Annotated in this window: 16 protein-coding genes; 10 read left to right on the top strand and 6 right to left on the bottom strand. The window is 74.2% G+C overall.

What is annotated here, in order from left to right; all coding sequences use genetic code 11:
• Positions 1-421 precede the first annotated feature (421 nt).
• Entirely contained in the window at positions 422-1,876 is a 1,455-nt protein-coding gene (locus QJS33_RS28890) for a cell wall metabolism sensor histidine kinase WalK (protein WP_306371237.1), read from the bottom strand.
• On the bottom strand, positions 1,873-2,583 hold the full coding sequence (locus QJS33_RS28895) for a response regulator transcription factor (RefSeq protein ID WP_306371238.1): 711 nt from the start codon (positions 2,581-2,583) through the stop codon (positions 1,873-1,875). Before QJS33_RS28895 ends, QJS33_RS28890 begins: the two co-directional genes overlap by 4 nt.
• Before the next feature lie 131 nt (positions 2,584-2,714).
• Here QJS33_RS28895 and QJS33_RS28900 point away from each other — a divergent pair, with 131 nt between their 5' ends.
• On the top strand, positions 2,715-3,203 hold the full coding sequence (locus tag QJS33_RS28900; RefSeq protein WP_306371239.1) for a glutathione peroxidase: 489 nt from the start codon (positions 2,715-2,717) through the stop codon (positions 3,201-3,203).
• 303 nt (positions 3,204-3,506) lie between these two features.
• Here QJS33_RS28900 and QJS33_RS28905 read toward each other — a convergent pair whose 3' ends face one another.
• Positions 3,507-5,252, bottom strand: coding sequence for a helix-hairpin-helix domain-containing protein (locus QJS33_RS28905; RefSeq protein ID WP_306371240.1), 1,746 nt, complete (start codon positions 5,250-5,252; stop codon positions 3,507-3,509).
• 105 nt (positions 5,253-5,357) lie between these two features.
• Complete coding sequence (locus QJS33_RS28910) at positions 5,358-5,918, bottom strand: MarR family winged helix-turn-helix transcriptional regulator (protein WP_306371241.1); 561 nt, start codon at positions 5,916-5,918, stop codon at positions 5,358-5,360.
• Positions 5,919-6,044: 126 nt separating this feature from the next.
• Between QJS33_RS28910 and QJS33_RS28915 the strand changes: the two genes are divergently transcribed.
• Entirely contained in the window at positions 6,045-8,318 is a 2,274-nt protein-coding gene (locus QJS33_RS28915) for an LLM class flavin-dependent oxidoreductase (protein WP_306371242.1), read from the top strand.
• Positions 8,319-8,348: 30 nt separating this feature from the next.
• Here the strand turns inward: QJS33_RS28915 and QJS33_RS28920 are convergent, their stop codons facing one another.
• Positions 8,349-9,299 carry an aldo/keto reductase gene (locus QJS33_RS28920; protein WP_306371243.1) on the bottom strand — a complete coding sequence of 317 codons (951 nt, stop codon included), beginning with the start codon at positions 9,297-9,299 and terminating at the stop codon, positions 8,349-8,351.
• Between the two features lie 234 nt (positions 9,300-9,533).
• Between QJS33_RS28920 and QJS33_RS28925 the strand changes: the two genes are divergently transcribed.
• The 6 genes from QJS33_RS28925 (at position 9,534) to QJS33_RS28950 (ending at position 14,327) form a co-directional block, all read left to right on the top strand.
• Positions 9,534-10,373 carry an undecaprenyl-diphosphate phosphatase gene (locus tag QJS33_RS28925; protein WP_306371244.1) on the top strand — a complete coding sequence of 280 codons (840 nt, stop codon included), beginning with the start codon at positions 9,534-9,536 and terminating at the stop codon, positions 10,371-10,373.
• Positions 10,374-10,630: 257 nt separating this feature from the next.
• The gene (locus QJS33_RS28930; protein WP_306371245.1) at positions 10,631-11,410 is read left to right on the top strand and encodes an MSMEG_4193 family putative phosphomutase; all 780 of its coding nucleotides are present in this window, start codon (positions 10,631-10,633) and stop codon (positions 11,408-11,410) included.
• Positions 11,411-11,420: 10 nt separating this feature from the next.
• Positions 11,421-11,999: a DUF3090 domain-containing protein gene (locus tag QJS33_RS28935; RefSeq protein ID WP_306371246.1), complete on the top strand. Its 579-nt coding sequence runs from the start codon at positions 11,421-11,423 to the stop codon at positions 11,997-11,999.
• A gap of 7 nt (positions 12,000-12,006) precedes the next feature.
• Positions 12,007-12,771, top strand: coding sequence for an SCO1664 family protein (locus QJS33_RS28940; RefSeq protein ID WP_306371247.1), 765 nt, complete (start codon positions 12,007-12,009; stop codon positions 12,769-12,771).
• Positions 12,772-13,021: 250 nt separating this feature from the next.
• Entirely contained in the window at positions 13,022-13,282 is a 261-nt protein-coding gene (locus QJS33_RS28945) for a hypothetical protein (RefSeq protein WP_306371248.1), read from the top strand.
• 247 nt (positions 13,283-13,529) lie between these two features.
• A complete protein-coding gene (locus tag QJS33_RS28950; protein ID WP_306371249.1) occupies positions 13,530-14,327 on the top strand; it encodes an HAD-IIA family hydrolase in 798 nt (265 codons plus the stop codon).
• Positions 14,328-14,394: 67 nt separating this feature from the next.
• Here the strand turns inward: QJS33_RS28950 and QJS33_RS28955 are convergent, their stop codons facing one another.
• Positions 14,395-14,778, bottom strand: coding sequence for an RNA polymerase-binding protein RbpA (locus tag QJS33_RS28955; protein WP_306371250.1), 384 nt, complete (start codon positions 14,776-14,778; stop codon positions 14,395-14,397).
• Positions 14,779-15,163: 385 nt separating this feature from the next.
• On the opposite strand from QJS33_RS28955, the gene QJS33_RS28960 reads away from it, so the two are divergent.
• Both QJS33_RS28960 and QJS33_RS28965 read left to right on the top strand, forming a co-directional pair.
• A complete protein-coding gene (locus QJS33_RS28960) occupies positions 15,164-16,156 on the top strand; it encodes a hypothetical protein (RefSeq protein ID WP_306371251.1) in 993 nt (330 codons plus the stop codon).
• Between the two features lie 338 nt (positions 16,157-16,494).
• A partial coding sequence (locus tag QJS33_RS28965; RefSeq protein WP_306371252.1) for an ATP-binding protein occupies positions 16,495-17,590 on the top strand: 1,096 nt, incomplete at its 3' end.

The following is a 17,590-nucleotide window of genomic DNA, read 5'->3' on the forward strand; positions in this document are numbered from 1 at the left end:
ATGGGTCGCGCTGGTCCTGGTGGTGCTGATCGCGGGGGCCGCCGTGGCGGTCCTGCTGCGCCGCAGGTCCGCGGTCCGGGGCGGCCGGTCCGCCGGACGCGTCCCGGAGGAATGACCCGCCGCCGGGCCCGCAGCCGACCGGTGCCGGGCCCGGCCGCGGACCCCCTCCGCCCTGCCGGAAGCCCGCCGAAGCGCGCCCAGACCCCTCTCACCCGATTCCAACCCTGACCCGCTTCCCCCCTCCCACCGGCGAAGACGCCGCCGTTCCCAGCGAACTCCCAGGGATCTCCCGGGAAAGGGGCCCGGCTTGTCGTGTTCCGTTATCCGGGGCGTCACTGAATGAACCGAGAGGGGACACCGACCTTGCCCACGGGCACGATCCCGGTGGGTGACCGCCTCTGCGTGTCGAGCAGACGGGCCCTCACCCCAGGGGTAGCAGCACCGTGAACACCGTGCCGCCCCCCGGCCCGGCGTCCGCCGTCACCACCCCCTGGTGCGCCCCCACCAGGGCCGCCACGATCGCCAGCCCCAGCCCGGCGCCCGGACCGCGCGGCCCCGGCGCCCGGTAGAACCGGTCGAACACGAACGGCAGGTCCGCCGCCGCGATCCCCGGACCCTCGTCGGCGACGGTCACGACCGCCACCTCCGCCACCTCCGGCGGCAGCTCCCCGGCCCACGCCGGGGCGTCCCCGTCCGGCACCGGCCCCCGGTCCACCCGCACCAGCACGGGCGTCCCCTCGGGGGTGTGGGCGACCGCGTTGCCCACCAGGTTCTCCAGCACCTGGCGCAGCCGGCCCGGATCGCCCACGGCCCGCACCGGTGCGGGCGCCTCGACCCGCACCGACGCCCCGGGCGCCCGCGCCGACACGGCAGCGGCGACCTCCCGCGCGATCGCCCCCAGCTCCACGTCCGCCCGCTCCAGGGCGGGCTCCTCGTCGAACCGGGACAGCACCAGCAGGTCGTCCACCAGCGCACCCATCCGATCGGCCTCGCCCTCGATCCGCGCCACCCAGCCGTCGCCGCGCTCGTCCCCGGCCACCACGCCCCGGGTGCGCCCCTGGCGGTACAGCTCGGCGAACCCCCGGATCGACGACAGCGGGGTGCGCAGTTCGTGCGAGGCGTCCGCGACGAACCGCCGCGTGGTGGCCGCCGACCGGTCGCGTTCGGCCAACGCCCGGGACAGCTCGCCCAGCATCGTGTTGAGCGCCGTGCCCACCCGGTCCACCTCCGCCGCCGCGCCGTCGCGGGGCACCCGCCGGTCCAGGTCGCCCTCGGCGATCGCCCGGGCGGTCTCCTCCATCTCCCGCAGCGGCCGCAGCCTGCGGTGCACCACCGCGGTCGCGCCGGCCCCCAGCGCGGCCAGGATCACCGCTCCGACCGACACCTCGATGAGCACCAGGGTGCGCACGGTGGTGCCGATGCCGCCGAGCGACTGCGCCACCACCGCGACGCTCCCGTCCTCCCGCGCGGTGGCCAGCACCCGCCAGTCGTCCCCGCCGTCGGTGTCGGGCAGGGTGAAGGGGACGCCCGAGCGCTCGCGCAGGCCCTGGGCGCCGACCCCGGACACGTCGGGCAACCCCTCGTCCCCGGAACTCTGCCCGCTGCTCTGCGTCACCTCGCCGTCGGCGGACACCGACAGCGACCGCAGGTCGGTGGGCAGCGGCGGCGGCCGGTACCCGGCCCCCTCCGGCACGGGCCCTGCGGCGAGCGGGGACGCCTCGGCCGCCGCCAGCCCGCGCAGCCGGTGGTCCACCTCCTGCACCAGCGCCCGGCGCAGCAGCAGCACCCCGGCCACCCCCGACACCACCAGCCCCAGGGCGACCAGGGCCAGCACCGCCAGGGTGATCCCGCCGCGCAGCGACCGCGGCCGCCTCACCGCTCCCCCCGGGGCGGGCGCAGCCCGTAGCCGACCCCGCGCACCGTGCGGATCAGCGGCGGCCGGTCCTTGTCGATCTTGCGCCGCAGGTAGCTGATGTAGGTCTCCACCACCCGCACGTCGTCGCTCTGGCCGCCCCACACCCGGTCCAGGATCTGCGTCTTGGTCAGCACCCGGCCCGCGTTGGCCAGCAGGTAGCGCAGCAGCGCGAACTCGGTGGGCGACAGGTCGATCGGCTCCCCGCCGCGCCGCACCTCGTGGGCGTCCTCGTCCAGCTCCAGGTCGCCGTAGCGGAGCGGCTCCCCGGACGCCTCGGCCCCGGCGCGGCGCAGCACCGCCCGCAGCCGCAGGACGACCTCCTCCAGGCTGAACGGCTTGGTGACGTAGTCGTCGGCCCCGGCCCGCAGCCCCGAGATCCGGTCCCCGACCGTGTCCCGCGCGGTGAGGAACAGCAGCGGCAGCCCGGGGACCCGCGCCCGCAGGTCCCCGACCAGGTCCAGGCCGCTGCGCCCGGGCAGGGTCACGTCCACCAGGGCGATGTCGGGGGTGAACCCGGCCAGGGCCGCCAGCGCGTTCTCGGCGTCGGGTGCGCCGCGCGTGGTGAAGCCGCTCAGCTCCAGGGACGCCGTGAGCAGCTCCAGGATGTTGGGTTCGTCCTCGACGATGAGGACCCGGGGACCCTCGGACCCGGTGGAGGGATGTGCCATCGACTGTTCCTGCCTTCGCTCGTCGCCGTGCGGCACGGTACGCCGTTCGGGTGAGAGACCGGTGAGAGCGCGCCGGGCGGGTTCTGGCACTCTGGAAGCCGGCGCGCAGGCACGGTGACGAGGAGTGGACCATGGCGGAGCTGAACGAGATCCCGGTGACGCTGATCGACGGGCGCGAGACGACGTTCGGGGAGTGGGCGGACAAGGTCCGCCTGGTGGTGAACGTGGCCTCCCGCTGCGGACTCACCCCCCAGTACGGTGCCCTGGAGGAGTTGCAGAAGACCTACGGCGACCGCGGGTTCACCGTGCTGGGCTTCCCCAGCAACCAGTTCCTCCAGGAGTTCGGCGGAGACGACAAGATCGCCGAGTACTGCTCGATGACCTGGGGCGTGACCTTCCCGATGATGAGCAAGGTCAAGGTGAACGGGAAGGGGCGGCACCCCCTGTACGCCGAGCTCACCCGGACCCCGGACGCCGGGGGCGACGCGGGGCGGGTCAAGTGGAACTTCGAGAAGTTCCTCGTCCTGCCCGACGGCCGGGTCCACCGCTTCCGGCCCTCGACCGTGCCCGACGACCCGGCGATCGTCGCGCTCATCGAGGAGAACCTCCCGCAGGGCTGACCGCGGGGGAGAACCGGGTGCGCGGGGACGGCCGCTGTGGCGACGTGCCGCCTCCCGCCCCGGAGGAAGCCCGTGATCGTTCCCGTCGGTCCCGCCGGCGAGCCCGCCCCGGTGAGGGTCGCGACGCACGGGAGGCCGGAGACGGCCGTCGAGGGTCACCGCTACCTCAGGGGGCCGCCCGCCCTCCGCGAGGGCCGGAGCCGCCGGCCGTACACGGTGGTGGAGGACGGCCGCACCGTCGGAACGCCGGTGGTGGAGCGCATGCCGGAGGTCCGGCGCATCCTCGGCCGAACCCGGACCGGGTCAGCCCTCGCGCAGGATCTGGACCAGCCGGGTGACGCGGTCGGGGGCCAGGGTCTCGCGCACCCCGGTCTCCAGCGCGCCGCCGGTGGCGTCCACCAGGGACACGTGGCGGAGGGCGCGGGTCAGCACGGTGTACACCCGGGGCCGTGACACGGGCGCGTCGGGCGGGAACACACCCACCACGGCGGGCCAGCGGCCGCCGTGGGCGGCACCCACGGTGAGCGCCCACCCCCGGCGCAGCGCCGCCGGGTCGGTGACGGTGGCCTTCGCGCCGTCGGCCAGCTCCACCTCCACACCGCCCTCGACGGGGCCGCGCAGCACCCCGGTGTCGCCCGGCCCGTACCCGGGCCCCGCGGCCACCAGCAGCACCGCGTCGCCGGGGTCGAACCCGCCCAGGGCGCCGGGGCCCGGGTTCAGCCGTTCCTTGCAGGCGGCGTTGAGCGCGCGGGCCCCGGCCGGGCCGTCCTCGCGGGCGGTGACCACCCGCACGTCCCCGGCGGGGATGCCCAGGGCGCGCGGGATGGAGTCGGTGACCAGCTGCACGACCCGGTGGGCGGCCTCCTCCGCCGACGCGGCGGGGACCCGCACCACCTCGCGGCCGGGGGCGTCCACCTCGGGGACCTCGCCCTCGGACACGGCCAGCGCCAGCGCGGCGATGGGGCCCGGGGTCCCGTCGTCCTCGGGGGCGGCGATCTCGGCGGTGTGGGCGGTGCGCGAGCGCACGATGTCCTCGGCGACCCGGCCCGGGGTGGCGGACGGGGCCTGCCGCGGGTCGGCGAGCAGGACCAGGTGCGCCCCGTCGGCGCAGGCGGCGGCCAGATCGGCGGCGCGGGCCGTGCCCACCGCCATCGACTCGCACAGCACCACCAGGCCGGAGGAGAGCGGGCCCTCCCGCAGCGCGGCGGCCAGGGAGAGCACGCGCACCCCCGGGTCGCCCTGCGCCACCGCGGCCAGGTCGGCGGCCACGGCGGCGGCCGTCTGCGCGGTGGGCGCCACCACGGTGATCCCCACCCGGCTGTCCTGGGCGATCGCGGCCAGGCACAGCAGGGCGCGCGCGGTCTCGGCGGCCTCGCCCGGCCCGTGCCAGAGCACCGTCACCGGCCGCAGGGCGACCGTGACCAGCGCCGCGCGGGTGTGCTCGGTGACGGTGAACCCGCCCTTGTCGCAGGCGGCGTCGACGGTCTCGGCGGCGGTGGCCGAGTCCATGACGGGGTCGTTGGCGGAGATGAGCCGCACCAGGTGCCCGCCCAGCCGCTGCTCGGCCTCGCCCAGGTCGGGCAGGGCGTGGAACCGCTCGGGCTCGGGCAGGTCCGGGACCCCGCCCTCCTCGAAGTCGAAGTCGTCGTCGGAGTCGTCGGTGCTCTCGAACACCGCCGAGGCGCCCGCCGCCACGGCGGCCTCCAGGGCGCGGGCCGGGTCCTGCACCCCCAGGCGGCCCACCAGTGAGGCCAGCCGCTTCTCCTCCACCGCGGTGTGCCCGCGGGCGGCGGCGGTGCGCAGTGTGTACGCGGTCAGGGCGGCCAGGCGGCGCGGGTCGTCGGGGCGGGCGGCCTCGCCCAGGGCGCGGCGGGCGCAGTGGTCGGCCTGCTCCACGGTCACCTGCGGCAGCCGCAGCAGCAGCCACGGGTCGGCGGCCAGCTCGGCCGCGGCCGCCGGGCCCAGTGCGGCCACCAGCCGCGGTGCCAGGGCGGGCGGGGCCTCCATGCCCTGTAGGACGGCGCTGACCTGTTCGACTGCCTCGGACACCTGGGCCGGTCCCCCTCGATCTCGTGCTCCTGCTCTCCCGAGGAGCCTACCGAGAGGTGCCGACGTCCGGGGCGGCCCGCGGGAACCTGTGGACGCCGGGGGCGTTCAGGAACGGGCGCGGGTGCGGCGGCGCGGGGCCCGGCGCGCGGCCGGGGCGTCGCCCACGACCGTGCGCACCGCGGCGCAGGGGTCCAGGTCGGGCGAGGTCTCCTGGATGGCGACGGCGGCGGTGCGGGCCGCGGTACAGAACAGGGCACGGGTCGCGTCGTCCAGCCCGGCCAGGACGTGCTCCTCCACGCGGCCCACTCGCGCGCCCAGGTCGGCCAGCACCTCGCGGCCGTGTTCGGTGGCGCACACCCGCCGGACCCGGCGGTCGTTCTCGTCCACCCGGCGGAGCACCAGGTCGGCGGCCTCCAGGTCGTCGAGCACGTAGGTCATCACGCTGCGGTCGATGAGCAGGCGCTCGGCGAGTGCGGCCTGGGTGGAGGCCTCGGCGTCGGCGCAGGCGACGAGCACGTGGTAGCCGCGGCTGCCGTGCGGGACGTCGGCGAGCAGTTCCTCCACGCGCTCGTGCCAGCGCTGGAGCACCACGGCCAGCGACCAGCCCAGGTCGGGTGCCGGTCCGTCGGCGCGGGCCGGCGCGCTCCGGGGGCTCGATGTCGTCATGCCCCGAGACTACCAGGAATAGGTTTGCCGTAATATGAGTTGTGCAGAATATAATTTGCTCCACAACCTACCTTCCGGCTGTCCGGGTCACGGACCCCCGGCGTCCCTCCGAGGAGACACAGCACCATGACCGACTACGGACACGCGCTCCGGTTCGGTACCTTCATCACGCCCTCGGCCGATGACCCCGGGCGCGCCGTCGCCCTGGCCGAGCTCACCGAGGCCGCCGGGCTCGACCTGGCCACCTACCAGGACCACCCCTACAACCCGGGCTTCCTGGACACCTGGACCCTGCTCACCTGGGTCGCCGCCCGGACCGGCCGCATCTCGGTCTCGGGCAACGTCCTCAACCTGCCGCTGCGCGGACCGGCGATGATCGCTCGCCAGGCGGCCTCCCTCGACCTGCTCTCGGGCGGGCGCTTCGAGCTCGGCCTGGGCGCCGGCGCCTTCTGGGACGGCATCGCGGCCATGGGCGGACCCGCGCTCACCCCCGGCCAGGGCGTGGCCGCCCTCTCCGAGGCCATCGACGTCATCCGCCAGGTGTGGGACACCGACGCCCGCGGCGGCGTCCGCCTCGACGGGAAGCACCACAGGGTCGCGGGCATGAAGCGCGGACCCGCGCCCGCCCACGACATCGGAATCGACCTGGGCGCCTACAAACCCCGCATGCTCCGCCTCACCGGCGCCAAGGCCGACGGCTGGCTGCCCAGCCTGGGCTACATCGAGGTCGCCGACATGCCCCGCTCCAACCGGATCATCGACGAGGCCGCGCTGGAGGCCGGGCGCGACCCGCGCCGGATCCGCCGCATGCTCAACCTGATGGGCGGCGCCGTGCTGCCCACCGGCCGCGGCTTCCTCCAGGGGCCCGCCGACCAGTGGGTCGACGACCTGCTGCCGCTGGTCCTGGAGCACGGGTTCAGCACGTTCATCCTCGGCGGCGACGACCCGCGCGCCATCCAGGCGTTCGGCGCCGAGGTCGCCCCCGCCCTGCGCGAGGCCGTCGAGAAGGAGCGCGCCTCCGCGGGCACCGTCACCGGACCGGTCCGCCCCGCCGCGGCCCTGGGCGCCCGCCGCCCCGGCATCGACTACGACGCCGTCCCCGAGGAGCTGCGCGACCACGCCGTCGAACCCGGCGACCGCGGCTACGCCCGGGTCCGCCACGGCTACATGCAGAACGGAAGGCCCGGCCTGGTGCTGCGCCCGGAGAGCGCCGAGCAGGTCGCGCAGGCCCTGGGCTACGCCCTGGACCAGGACGTCCCGCTCAACGTGCGCAGCGGCGGCCACGGCATCAGCGGCCACTCCACCAACGACGGCGGCGTCATCGTCGACCTGTCCCGGATGAACCGGACCGAGGTCCTGGACCCCGCGGCCCGCACGGTCCGCATCGGCGCCGGGGCCCGCTGGGGCGCCGTCGCCTCCGCCCTCAACCCCCACGGCCTGGCCGTCAGCTCCGGGGACTACGGCGGCGTCGGGGTGGGCGGCATCTCCACCACCGGCGGCATCGGCCACCTCGGCCGCGCCCACGGCCTCAGCATCGACCACATCACCGCGATGGAGGTCGTCACCGCCGACGGCCGCGTCCTGCGCGCCTCCGACGACGAGAACCCCGACCTGTTCTGGGCCATGCGCGGGGCGGGTGCCAACTTCGGCGTGCTCACCTCGGTGGAGGCCGTCGCCGCGCCGGTCGGCGACGTCGTCCTCGCGCAGTTCGCCTACGACGCCTCCAACGCCGCCGCGTTCCTGCGCGCCTGGGGGGAGATCACCGCCGCGGCGCCCCGCGAGGTCACCGCGTTCCTCATCACCGGGCCCGGCCGCGGCGGATCCGGGCCCGCCGCCCGGGCGACGGTCGTCTACGCCGGGGACGACACCGACGCCGCCGTGGCCGCGCTGGAGCCCTTCCTCAAGGCGGGACCGGTCCTGGACCAGAGCGCGCAGCTCGCGCCCTACCCGGCGATCCTGCCCTTCGACGAGGGGCCGCACCAGGGCGCAGGGGTCCCGGCCAGCCGCTCCGGCCTGGTCTCGGAGATCTCCGGGGACACCGCGCGGGCCCTGGCGGGCATGCTCGCCTCCGGGGCCACCTACTTCATGCAGCTGCGCCAGGTGGGCGGGGCGATCAACGACGTCCCCGCCGACGCCACCGCCTACGCGCACCGCCACCAGGCCCAGGCCGTGGTGGCCCTGGCCCCGCCGCGCGCCGCGCACCGGCTCGACGAGCAGTGGGCCGCCCTGGACGGGGCGATCGACGGGATGTACCTGAGCTTCGACACCCGGACCGGGCCCGAGGTGCTGTCCCTGGCCTTCCCCGAGCCCACCCTGTCCAGGCTGCGCGAGATCAAGGCGCAGTACGACCCGCACCAGGTGTTCGACCAGAACTTCCCGATCGAACCCGCAGGGGACTGACGCCGCGGCGACGCCCCGGCACCGCCCCGCTCAGCGGCGCGGTGCCGTGGCGTCGTCCAGCGCGTCGCGGATCTCCGGGGGCAGCTCCACGCCCTCCACACCCAGGACCTGCTCCAACTGCGCCAGGGTGCGCGGACCCACCACGGCGGCCGCCACCCCCTCCTGGTCGCGCGCCCAGCTCAGCGCCACCGCCAGCGGCGGCACCCCCAGCCCCTCCGCCGCGGTGCACACCGACTCCACCACCCGGCGGCTGCGCTCGTCCAGGTACGGCTCCACGTACGACACCATGTGCGGGAACGCCGCCCGCGAGTTCGCCGGGGTCCCGGTCCGGTACTTGGCGCTGAGCACCCCCCGGCCCAGCGGCGCCCACGCCAGCAGGTGCGCCCCGGCGGCCGCCGCAGCGGGCCGCAGGTCGTCGTCCGCGCCCCGGTTGAGCAGCGAGTACTCGGCGCCCGCGCTCACCAGCGGCACCCGGCCCGGCCGCGCCCGCTGCCAGGTCGCCAGTGTGGCGAACTGCCAGGCGTCCAGGTCGCCGGTCCCCACGTAGCGGGCCTTGCCCGCGGCGACCGCCGCCTCCATGGCCGCCAGCGTCTCCTCCGGCGGGGTGGCCGGGTCGAACACGTGCAGCTGCCACAGGTCCACGTACTCGGTCTGCAAGCGCCGCAGCGAGGCGTCCAGTGACGCCAGCAGGTGGCGGCGCGAGGCGTCCACCGGCCGGTACCCCTCCGGGGTGTGCCCGCTCTTGGTGGCCACCACCACGTCCTCGCGGCGCACCGCGGCGCGCAGCAGCCGGCCCAGGATCCGCTCGCTCTGCCCGCCCGTGTAGATGTCCGCGGTGTCCACGAGGGTGCCGCCCGCGTCGACGAACGCGGTGAGCTGCTGCCCGGCCTCCTCTTCGGAGGTGTCCTTGCCCCAGGTCATCGTACCGAGGGCGGTGCGGGACACCCAGAGTCCCGATCGGCCCACCTGTCGCTGTTCCATGCGGCGGAGGGTACCGTGTTCATTCGAGGTCGGCCCGCTGTGCATCCTCACGGCGTACCCTCGTCAAGCCCTGACCGGGGACGTCCACCGCGCCGTCCGCGCGGGCCGGGGCGGTCCCCCACCGCCACCGCCGCACCCCCCTCCAGGCCCCCGCCCCCGGTCCCCGGGAGGAAAGCCCCTAACAGTGTTCCGGCGCCCCCTCGTGCCGGACCGTCATGGAAAGTCCGAAACCGAGTGTCCATCTTCGAGGCGGTCGTCCTCGGCCTCATCCAGGGACTCACCGAGTTCCTGCCCGTGTCCTCCAGCGCCCACCTGCGCGTGTTCGCGGCCTTCTTCCAGTGGCCCGACCCCGGTGCGGCCTTCACCGCCGTCACCCAGATCGGCACCGAACTCGCCGTGGTGGTCTACTTCCGCAAGCGGATCTGGGCCGTCATCTCCACCTGGCTGCGCTCCCTGTTCGACCGCGACCTGCGCGGTGACGTCAACGCCCGCATCGGCTGGTACGTCATCCTGGCCACCATCCCCATCGGCGTCCTGGGCCTGCTCCTGGAAGAGCAGATCGACAGCGCCTTCCGTGACCTGCGCCTGATCGCGCTCTCCCTCATCGTCTTCGGCCTCATCCTGGGCGCCGTGGACCACTTCGCCCGCCGCGAGCGGGAGCTGGAGGACCTCACCCTGGGCCGCGGCATCACGTTCGGCCTGTTCCAGACCCTGGCGCTGATCCCGGGCGTCTCCCGCTCGGGCGCCACCATCACCGGCGGCCGCATGCTGGGCTTCAACCGCCCGGCCGCCGCCGAGTTCGCGTTCCTCATCGCGCTGCCCGCGGTGTTCGCCTCCGGCCTGTACAAGATGCTGGACATCGGCGGCGGCGAGTACGCGGGCTGGGGCGCGACCATCGTCGGCACCCTCGTGGCGTTCGTCATCGGCTACATCGTCATCGCCTGGCTGATGAGGTTCATCTCCACCCACAGCTTCATGCCGTTCGTGTACTACCGCATCGCGCTCGGCGCCCTCATCCTCGTGCTCGTCTTCTCCGGCGTGCTCGAACCGGGGGGCGGCGCCGGGGTCGGCTGAGCCGCCGGCACGGGCCCGGACCCCGCGGGGGGCCGGGCCCGCCCGTGTCCCCGGCCCCCGCCCGTCGGCCGCCGTTCCACGGACTCTGCCGCGGACGGCCCCGCCCCGCCGCCCCTGCCGCGTTCTCATCCGTCGACGGGAGAACCCGCCGGGGCTCCCACCCGTCGAGTGGCGGAAGGTCCTCGGCGGACGCCTGCGGCGCAGCACTCCTGCTGGGCACGACCGGTTTCCACGGCACACGTTCTAGGGTGGTGACCATGGCGACACCACCATCCCAGGAGACCCTCCCGTCCCAGGGCGCGCTCCCACCCCAGGGCGCCCTTCCGCAGGCGGTCACGCTCATCCTCGTCCGGCACGGGATGACCGACGCCACCGGACCCCGGCTGGCCGGCCACGCCCCCGGGATCCACCTCAACGACACCGGGCGCGGCCAGGCGGCCGACCTGGCCCGCAGGCTGGCCGGGCTGCGCCCCGCCGCGCTGCTGTCCAGCCCCCTGGAACGCTGCCAGGAGACCGCGGAGGCCGTCTCCGAGGCGCTGGGCGTCCCCGTCACCACCGACGACCGCCTCATCGAGTGCGACTACGGATCCTGGACCGGCCGCGCCCTGAAGGACCTGACCGGGGAGCCCCTGTGGCGGGTCGTGCAGGACCACCCCTCCGCCGTCCGCTTCCCCGGCGGCGAGGCCCTGGCCGCCGCCTCCGCCCGCGCCGTCGAGGCCGTCCGCGACTGGAACGCCCGGCTGCTGCTCACCCCCGGCGACGCGCCCCCGGTGTACGTGGCGTGCAGCCACGGCGACATCATCAAGGCCGTCATCGCCGACGCACTGGGGCTGCACCTGGACCTCTTCCAGCGGTTGCGGGTGGACCCCTGCTCGGTCACCTCCATCACCTACACGCGCACCCGCCCCTTCCTCAACGTCCTCAACGACACCGGGCAGGGCGTCGGCCCGGTCCTGCCCACCTCGGCCGAGGCCACCGGGGACGCCGCCGTGGGCGGCGGTGCCGGAGCCGAGCACACCGTCTCCGAGATCCTTTAAGGTTCTAGGCATGCCCGTCTTTCAGTTCAATCCGCCGGAGCGCTTCATCACCGGGACCGTGGGCCAGCCGGGGGAGCGCACGTTCTTCCTCCAAGCGGTGGGGGAGGGCCGCGTCACCAGCGTCGTCCTGGAGAAGGCGCAGGTCGAAGCGCTGGCCACCCGTATCGAGGAGCTACTGGAAGAGGTGCACCGACGTTTCGGCGCGCCGCCGGACGACAACGCCGTCCCCGAGGACGAGGGCCCCCTCGAACAGCCCATCGAGCAGGACTTCCGCGTCGGCACCCTGGCCCTGGCCTGGGACGCCGAGGCCTCCCGCGTCATCGTCGAGGCCCAGGAGATCGACGAGACCGCGACCGAGGAGTTCGCCGAGGACGAGGAGGAGCTGGAGGTCTTCACCGAGGAGGGCCCGGCCCACCGCGACGTCCTGCGCGTCTACCTCACCCCCGGGGAGGCCCGCGCCTTCGCCGGCCGTGCCCTGAAGGTGGTCGCCGCGGGCCGCCCGGACTGCCCGCTGTGCGGACGCCCCCTGGACCCCGCCGGCCACATCTGTGTACGCCAGAACGGCTACCGGCCCGACCGCCTGGTCTGATCACGCCTTGACGCACGACGACACCGCGGTCGAGGGCCCCTTCGACGGCCTCACCCCCGCAGCGGGCCTGGACCTGCTGCGGACCGGCGAGATCACCGTCGAGGGGCGGCTCACCGCCGCCTCCAACACCACCCTGTACTGCACCGTCTCCGACGGCACCCGCTCGGCGAACTGCGTGTACAAGCCGGTGGCGGGGGAGCGGCCGCTGTGGGACTTCCCCGACGGCACCCTGGCCGGGCGCGAGGTCGCCGCCCACGCCGTCTCCGACGCGCTCGGCTGGGAGATCGTCCCGCCCACCGTCCACCGCGACGGACCCTTCGGCGAGGGCATGGCGCAGCTGTGGGTACACGGCGACACCACCGTGGACCTGATCGCCCTGTCCCGGGAGACCGACAACGCCGCCCTGCGCCGCATGGCCGTGTTCGACGCGGTCATCAACAACTCCGACCGCAAGATCGGCCACCTGCTGCCCACCCCGCAGGGGCACCTGTACGGCTGCGACCACGGGGTGACCTTCGCCGAGGACTACAAGCTCCGCACGGTGCTGTGGCAGTGGCAGGGGCTGGCGCTGCCCGAGGACGCGCTGGCCGGGCTGGCGCGCCTGCACGACCGGCTGGCCGACCCCGACGACACCCTGACCCGGGAGCTGGAGCTGCGCCTCACCGGCCCCGAGGTCTACGCGGTGCGGGCCCGCACCGACCTGCTCCTGGAACACCGCATCCACCCCTACCCGGCCCCCGACTGGCCCGCGGTGCCCTGGCCGCCGGTCTGACCGGCGCCGCGTCCTGATCCGGCCACCCGGTTCCCGGCGTCCCCCCGATCGATAATCGCGGGTGAGGGCGCCGACGGGGCTCTGGAGGCCCTGGAGGAGAGGTCTTCGAGGAAAGGCCTGCGGCCATAGGCCGCCCATTGAGGGCGGCGGCGGGCGGCGGGCGGGCGAGGACTTCGACGGAGAGGCCGAAGGTTCCCGCCTTCCGGGGTGCCCGAACGGGCCGAAGCAGGCTGCGGCCGCAGGCCGTCCGTTGAGGGTGGCGGCGGGCGACGGGCGGGAGGAGCGGAGGCGCACCGCCGACGAGGGCGGCAGGTCGTACTCGTACGAGGGCCTGGCCGGTGCCCGGATCACCGGTGAGGGACACCGCACCACCCTGGTGCTGGAGCACCGTGACGGGAGCACTCTGACCTGTGCGGCCACCGGGGCCGACGCACGGGCACTGCGCGCGGCCGCCCGCGAGCGCTTGGGCGTCCTGCTGGAGGAGGGGACCGGGGACGCGCCCCGGGTGTGAAGGGCCTGGCCGGTGCCCGGATCACCGGTGAGGGACACCCCACCACCCTGGTGCTGGAGCACCGCGACGGGAGCACTCTGACCTGTGCGGCCACCGGGGCCGACGCACGGGCACTGCGCGCGGCCGCCCGCGAGCGCTTGGGCGTCCTGCTGGAGGGGGGACCGGAGAGCCGCCCCCGGTGTGAGGAGAATCGACTACCCGGGAGTAGGAATGGCGTGCCCGGTGCCGCTACCGGCACAATGGGCCCGTGAGCAACGAATGGAACTACCTCTTCGACATGGACGGCGTGCTCGTCCGTGAGGAACACCTCGTCCCCGGGGCCGACGAACTCATCGCCGAGCTGCGCGAACACGGCACCCCCTTCATGGTGTTGACCAACAACTCCATCTACACCCCGCGCGACCTGCGGGCCCGGTTGCTCAACACGGGCCTGGACATCCCCGAGGAGTCCATCTGGACCTCGGCGCTGGCCACCGCCCAGTTCCTCCAGACCCAGCGCCCCAACGGATCGGCGTACGTGGTCGGCGAGTCCGGGCTGACCACCGCCCTGCACAACGTGGGCTACGTCATGACCGAGCGCGATCCCGACTACGTGGTGCTGGGGGAGACCCGCACCTACAGCTTCGAGGCCATCACGCGGGCGATCCGCCTGGTCCGCGCCGGCGCCCGGTTCATCGCCACCAACCCGGACGAGACCGGCCCCAGCGCGGAGGGGCCGCTGCCCGCCACCGGCGCGGTCGCCGCGCTCATCGAGAAGGCCACCGGACGCAGCCCGTACTTCGTGGGCAAGCCCAACCCGCTGATGATGCGCTCGGCCCTGCGCCGGATCGGCGCCCACTCCGAGAACGCGCTGATGGTCGGCGACCGCATGGACACCGACGTGCTCAGCGGCCTGGAGGCGGGGCTACAGACGATCCTGGTGCTGTCGGGCATCTCCGACCGGGAGACCGCGGAGGAGTTCCCCTACCGCCCCACCCGCGTCATCGAGTCGGTGAAGGAACTGGTCGGCTCCACCGGCGACCCGTTCGGGCGCGGCACCGAGTAGGGCCTCGCGGACACGGCAGGGGCGGCGGACACGGTCGTGTCCGCCGCCCCTTGCGGTGCGCGGTGCGTCAGGCGCTCTGCCGCTGCTTGGCGATCTCCTCCACCTTCGCCGCCTCTTCGCGGCGGCGTGTGCGGAGCAGCTCCAGGCGTTCGGCGAGGACCTCCTCCAGGTCCTCCATGCTCCGGCGCTCCAGCAGCATGTCCCAGTGGGTGCGCGTCGGCTTGGTCGCCTTGGGCTCCTCCCCGGAGCCGTCGCGGCGCAGAGCGCGGTCGCCGCAGAAGCGGCACTCCCACTCGGCGGGGATCTCGGCCTCGGTCGCGAAGGTGACCGAGAAGCGGTGACCCCGGCTGCAGTCGTAGGTGACCTCCTGCCGCGGAGCCAGGTCGGTGTTGCGGTCGTTCTCGTAGCTCGTCGCCCCGAGTCGGGTGCCGCGCAGTGCTCGCTCGGCCATCGTGTGGGTGCCTCCCAGGCGCTTGTGCGGTCTCGCGGGGTTGTAACACGCAGGTACACGTCAAGATTCCCCGCCGCCCCATGGTCGAACCACGGGTCCGGGCGCTGCGGAGCAGGTGGCCCGGGCCGACGTGACGCCGTGCGTGTGACCTGTCGCACTCCTTCCCGCTCTGTTCCGGATGCACACCCCGGCACCGGTACGGACTACGGAAAACCCGAACGGTGACGTTCCGTGTTCGGTCCGGGGCGTTCCCCGCCCTTTGTTCTTCGGGGGCTTTGCGAGTGTTTCGTTATTGATACCGGAAACGCGAAAAAACGGACTTGATATCCGATATAAGTTCTCCGTGGTTCTCCTGAAGCTCCTTGAGAAGAGCATTGACAAAATCATGGAACGCCAGGTCCAGAAGGCGGGCATCACCTTCGGAGACGTCTGGCGCGACCCGGATCTGGCGGCTGCGCTGCCCGCCGTCCGCGGGGGCGACATCGCCAGGGCGCGCGATCTCCTGGCCATCGACGACCCGCAGCGGGCGGACCTACGCCTGCACGTGCTCTCCGACGAGTGCACCCCGCACCTGTCCGCGTTGGAGGAACGCTACGGGGACGACGACCCCCTTCTGCTCCTGCTCGGCGGGACCACCCGCATGAAAGCGGCCTGGGAGATCCGCGGTGGGGGCTGGGCCGCCGGTGTGGGCGAGGAGCGGTTCCGCCGTTTCCACGACTTTCTGGAACCCGTGGCCGGAGTCCTGATGCGCGCCGCGGAACTCGCCCCCGAGGACCCCCGCCCCTGGAACAACCTCCAGTGGTACTGCCTGGGCATGGACATCCGCCGCGAGGACCTCGACCGCATGTGGCTGGAGCTGTGCGCCCGGGACTCCTGGCACCACCGCGGCCGCTACTCCCGGCTCCAGGTCCTGTGCCGCAAGTGGCGGGGCTCCCACGAGGAGATGTTCGCCTTCGCCCGGGAGAACACCGCCCTGGCCGGGCCCGGCGACGCCTGTCTGGGGCTGCTGCCCGCCGCCCACAAGGAGCTCGTCGTGCTCACCATCCGGGACGAGGACGAGATCGACACCATCGCCGATGTCAAGGAGTTCGTCCACGGCTACTTCGCCGATCCGGACGTCCACGGCGAATTGGCGGAGGTCGCCGACCGGTGGCTGGCCGGGGACGTCACCTCCGACCCCGAGTACGGGAACGTCGCCCACCTGTTCGGCGCCGCCCTGTACCACGGCGGCGACCTCGAACGCGCCGCCCGCGTCCTGGCCCACGCCGGGCGCGTGATCCCCCCGGGGTCGCTGTGGGCACATGTGTCGGCCTCGCCCGCCTACGACTTCCGCCGGGCCCTCGACAAGTGCGGCCTGATCGACCGCCCCAACCCCTGACCCCGCGGCGCTCCGACCGGCCCCCACCGCCGGTCGGAGCGTCCCGCCGGGGGTCCTGGAACGCCGTTCCCGCAGTTCACCACCCTTTTCCGGGATCGGTACCGGACCTGTTCGAGTGCGGAGAACCCCGGCCGGGGGTCCGTCATTTCACTTGTTCCCTGTTCCCCAATACCGTTTGTGCGAATCTGGTGATATGTTGACTCGCTGTGCGCTGAAAAGTGCGTGTTGTGGAAAAAAATCCCCTTCTCGTATTCGCTGCGCACCCCGATCCCACCCCTCGGTCCCGGCCCGGCCAAAGCCGATACGACCAGGGGATATGTCGTAGCCGGACGTGAGACATGACAACCACCACCCCCCGGGGCCCGGTCTCCCCGCCGTTCCCCGCCCCCCGCTGGTCGTACCTCCCACCGGTGCTGCTGATCCTGTGGGGCGGCGCGCTCCTCGCCTTCCCCGCCGCCCGCCACCCCTGGGCGCTGGGAGCCGCGATCACCGGTCTCGTCCTGCTCACGGCCCTGACCCTGGTCCTGGACCGGCGCGACCGCACCGTTCGGGCCCTGCGCGCCGAACTCGACGAGCTGCGCACCACCACCGAACACCTGGCCCGCGAACACCTGCCGCGCCTGGTCGAGCGGCTGCGCGAGGGCGACTCCGCGGAGACCGCCCTGCACCGCATCCCGCTGCCCCACGACGACGCCCGCGCCGCCGTCGTGCGCTCGGTCGCCGCCGAGATCGCCACCGCCGAGCGCCGCCGCTCCGCCGCCATGGCGGCCTGCGCCACCGCGGCCGGACGCATGCAGGCCCTCACCACCGCCATGCTCGCCGACCTGCGCCGCATGCAGGAGCGCTACGGGGACGGCGACACCGACTCCGGCATCCTCGGCGACCTCATGCACCTGGACCACAGCACCGCCCAGGCCGGCCGGATCGCCGACAGCATCGCCATCCTCACCGGGGCCCGCTCCGGGCGCCGGTGGGGCCGCGCCATCGGGATCGAGAGCATCCTGCGCGGCGCCATGGCCCGCATCGGCGCCTACCGCCGGGTGCGCCTGCACAACATTCCGCGCCAGGCCATCGCCGGGTTCGCCGCCGAGGGCGTCATCCACGCCCTGGCCGAACTCCTCGACAACGCCGCCAAGTTCTCCCCGCCCACCGCCGAGGTCCACGTCCACGTGGAGGAGGTCCAGGCCGGGATCGCCGTCATGGTCGAGGACAGCGGCCTGGTCATGGGGGAGGAGGCGCTGCGCCGCGCCCGCGAGTCCGTCTCCGGCGACGACGACATCACCACCATCTCCGGGAGCCGTCTCGGCCTGTCCGTCGTCGGCCGCATCGCCCGCCGCTACGACCTGACGGTGTCCTTCCGGTCCTCCTCCCGCGGTGGGACCGCCGTGGTCCTGCTGCTTCCGAACAAGCTCGTCAAGCCCCTGCCCGCGGCGC

This window comes from Nocardiopsis sp. CC223A (assembly GCF_030766825.1).
In the GTDB taxonomy this organism is placed as follows: Bacteria; Actinomycetota; Actinomycetes; order Streptosporangiales; family Streptosporangiaceae; genus Nocardiopsis.

Excerpts from the sequence above, each read along its gene's own strand:
- QJS33_RS28895 (WP_306371238.1), bottom strand. The coding sequence starts at position 2,583 with ATGGCACATCCCTCCACCGGGTCCGAGGGTCCCCGGGTCCTCATCGTC.
- QJS33_RS28900 (WP_306371239.1), top strand. The coding sequence starts at position 2,715 with ATGGCGGAGCTGAACGAGATCCCGGTGACGCTGATCGACGGGCGCGAG.
- QJS33_RS28910 (WP_306371241.1), bottom strand. The coding sequence starts at position 5,918 with ATGACGACATCGAGCCCCCGGAGCGCGCCGGCCCGCGCCGACGGACCG.
- QJS33_RS28915 (WP_306371242.1), top strand. The coding sequence starts at position 6,045 with ATGACCGACTACGGACACGCGCTCCGGTTCGGTACCTTCATCACGCCC.
- QJS33_RS28920 (WP_306371243.1), bottom strand. The coding sequence starts at position 9,299 with ATGGAACAGCGACAGGTGGGCCGATCGGGACTCTGGGTGTCCCGCACC.
- QJS33_RS28930 (WP_306371245.1), top strand. The coding sequence starts at position 10,631 with ATGGCGACACCACCATCCCAGGAGACCCTCCCGTCCCAGGGCGCGCTC.
- QJS33_RS28935 (WP_306371246.1), top strand. The coding sequence starts at position 11,421 with ATGCCCGTCTTTCAGTTCAATCCGCCGGAGCGCTTCATCACCGGGACC.
- QJS33_RS28955 (WP_306371250.1), bottom strand. The coding sequence starts at position 14,778 with ATGGCCGAGCGAGCACTGCGCGGCACCCGACTCGGGGCGACGAGCTAC.
- QJS33_RS28960 (WP_306371251.1), top strand. The coding sequence starts at position 15,164 with ATGGAACGCCAGGTCCAGAAGGCGGGCATCACCTTCGGAGACGTCTGG.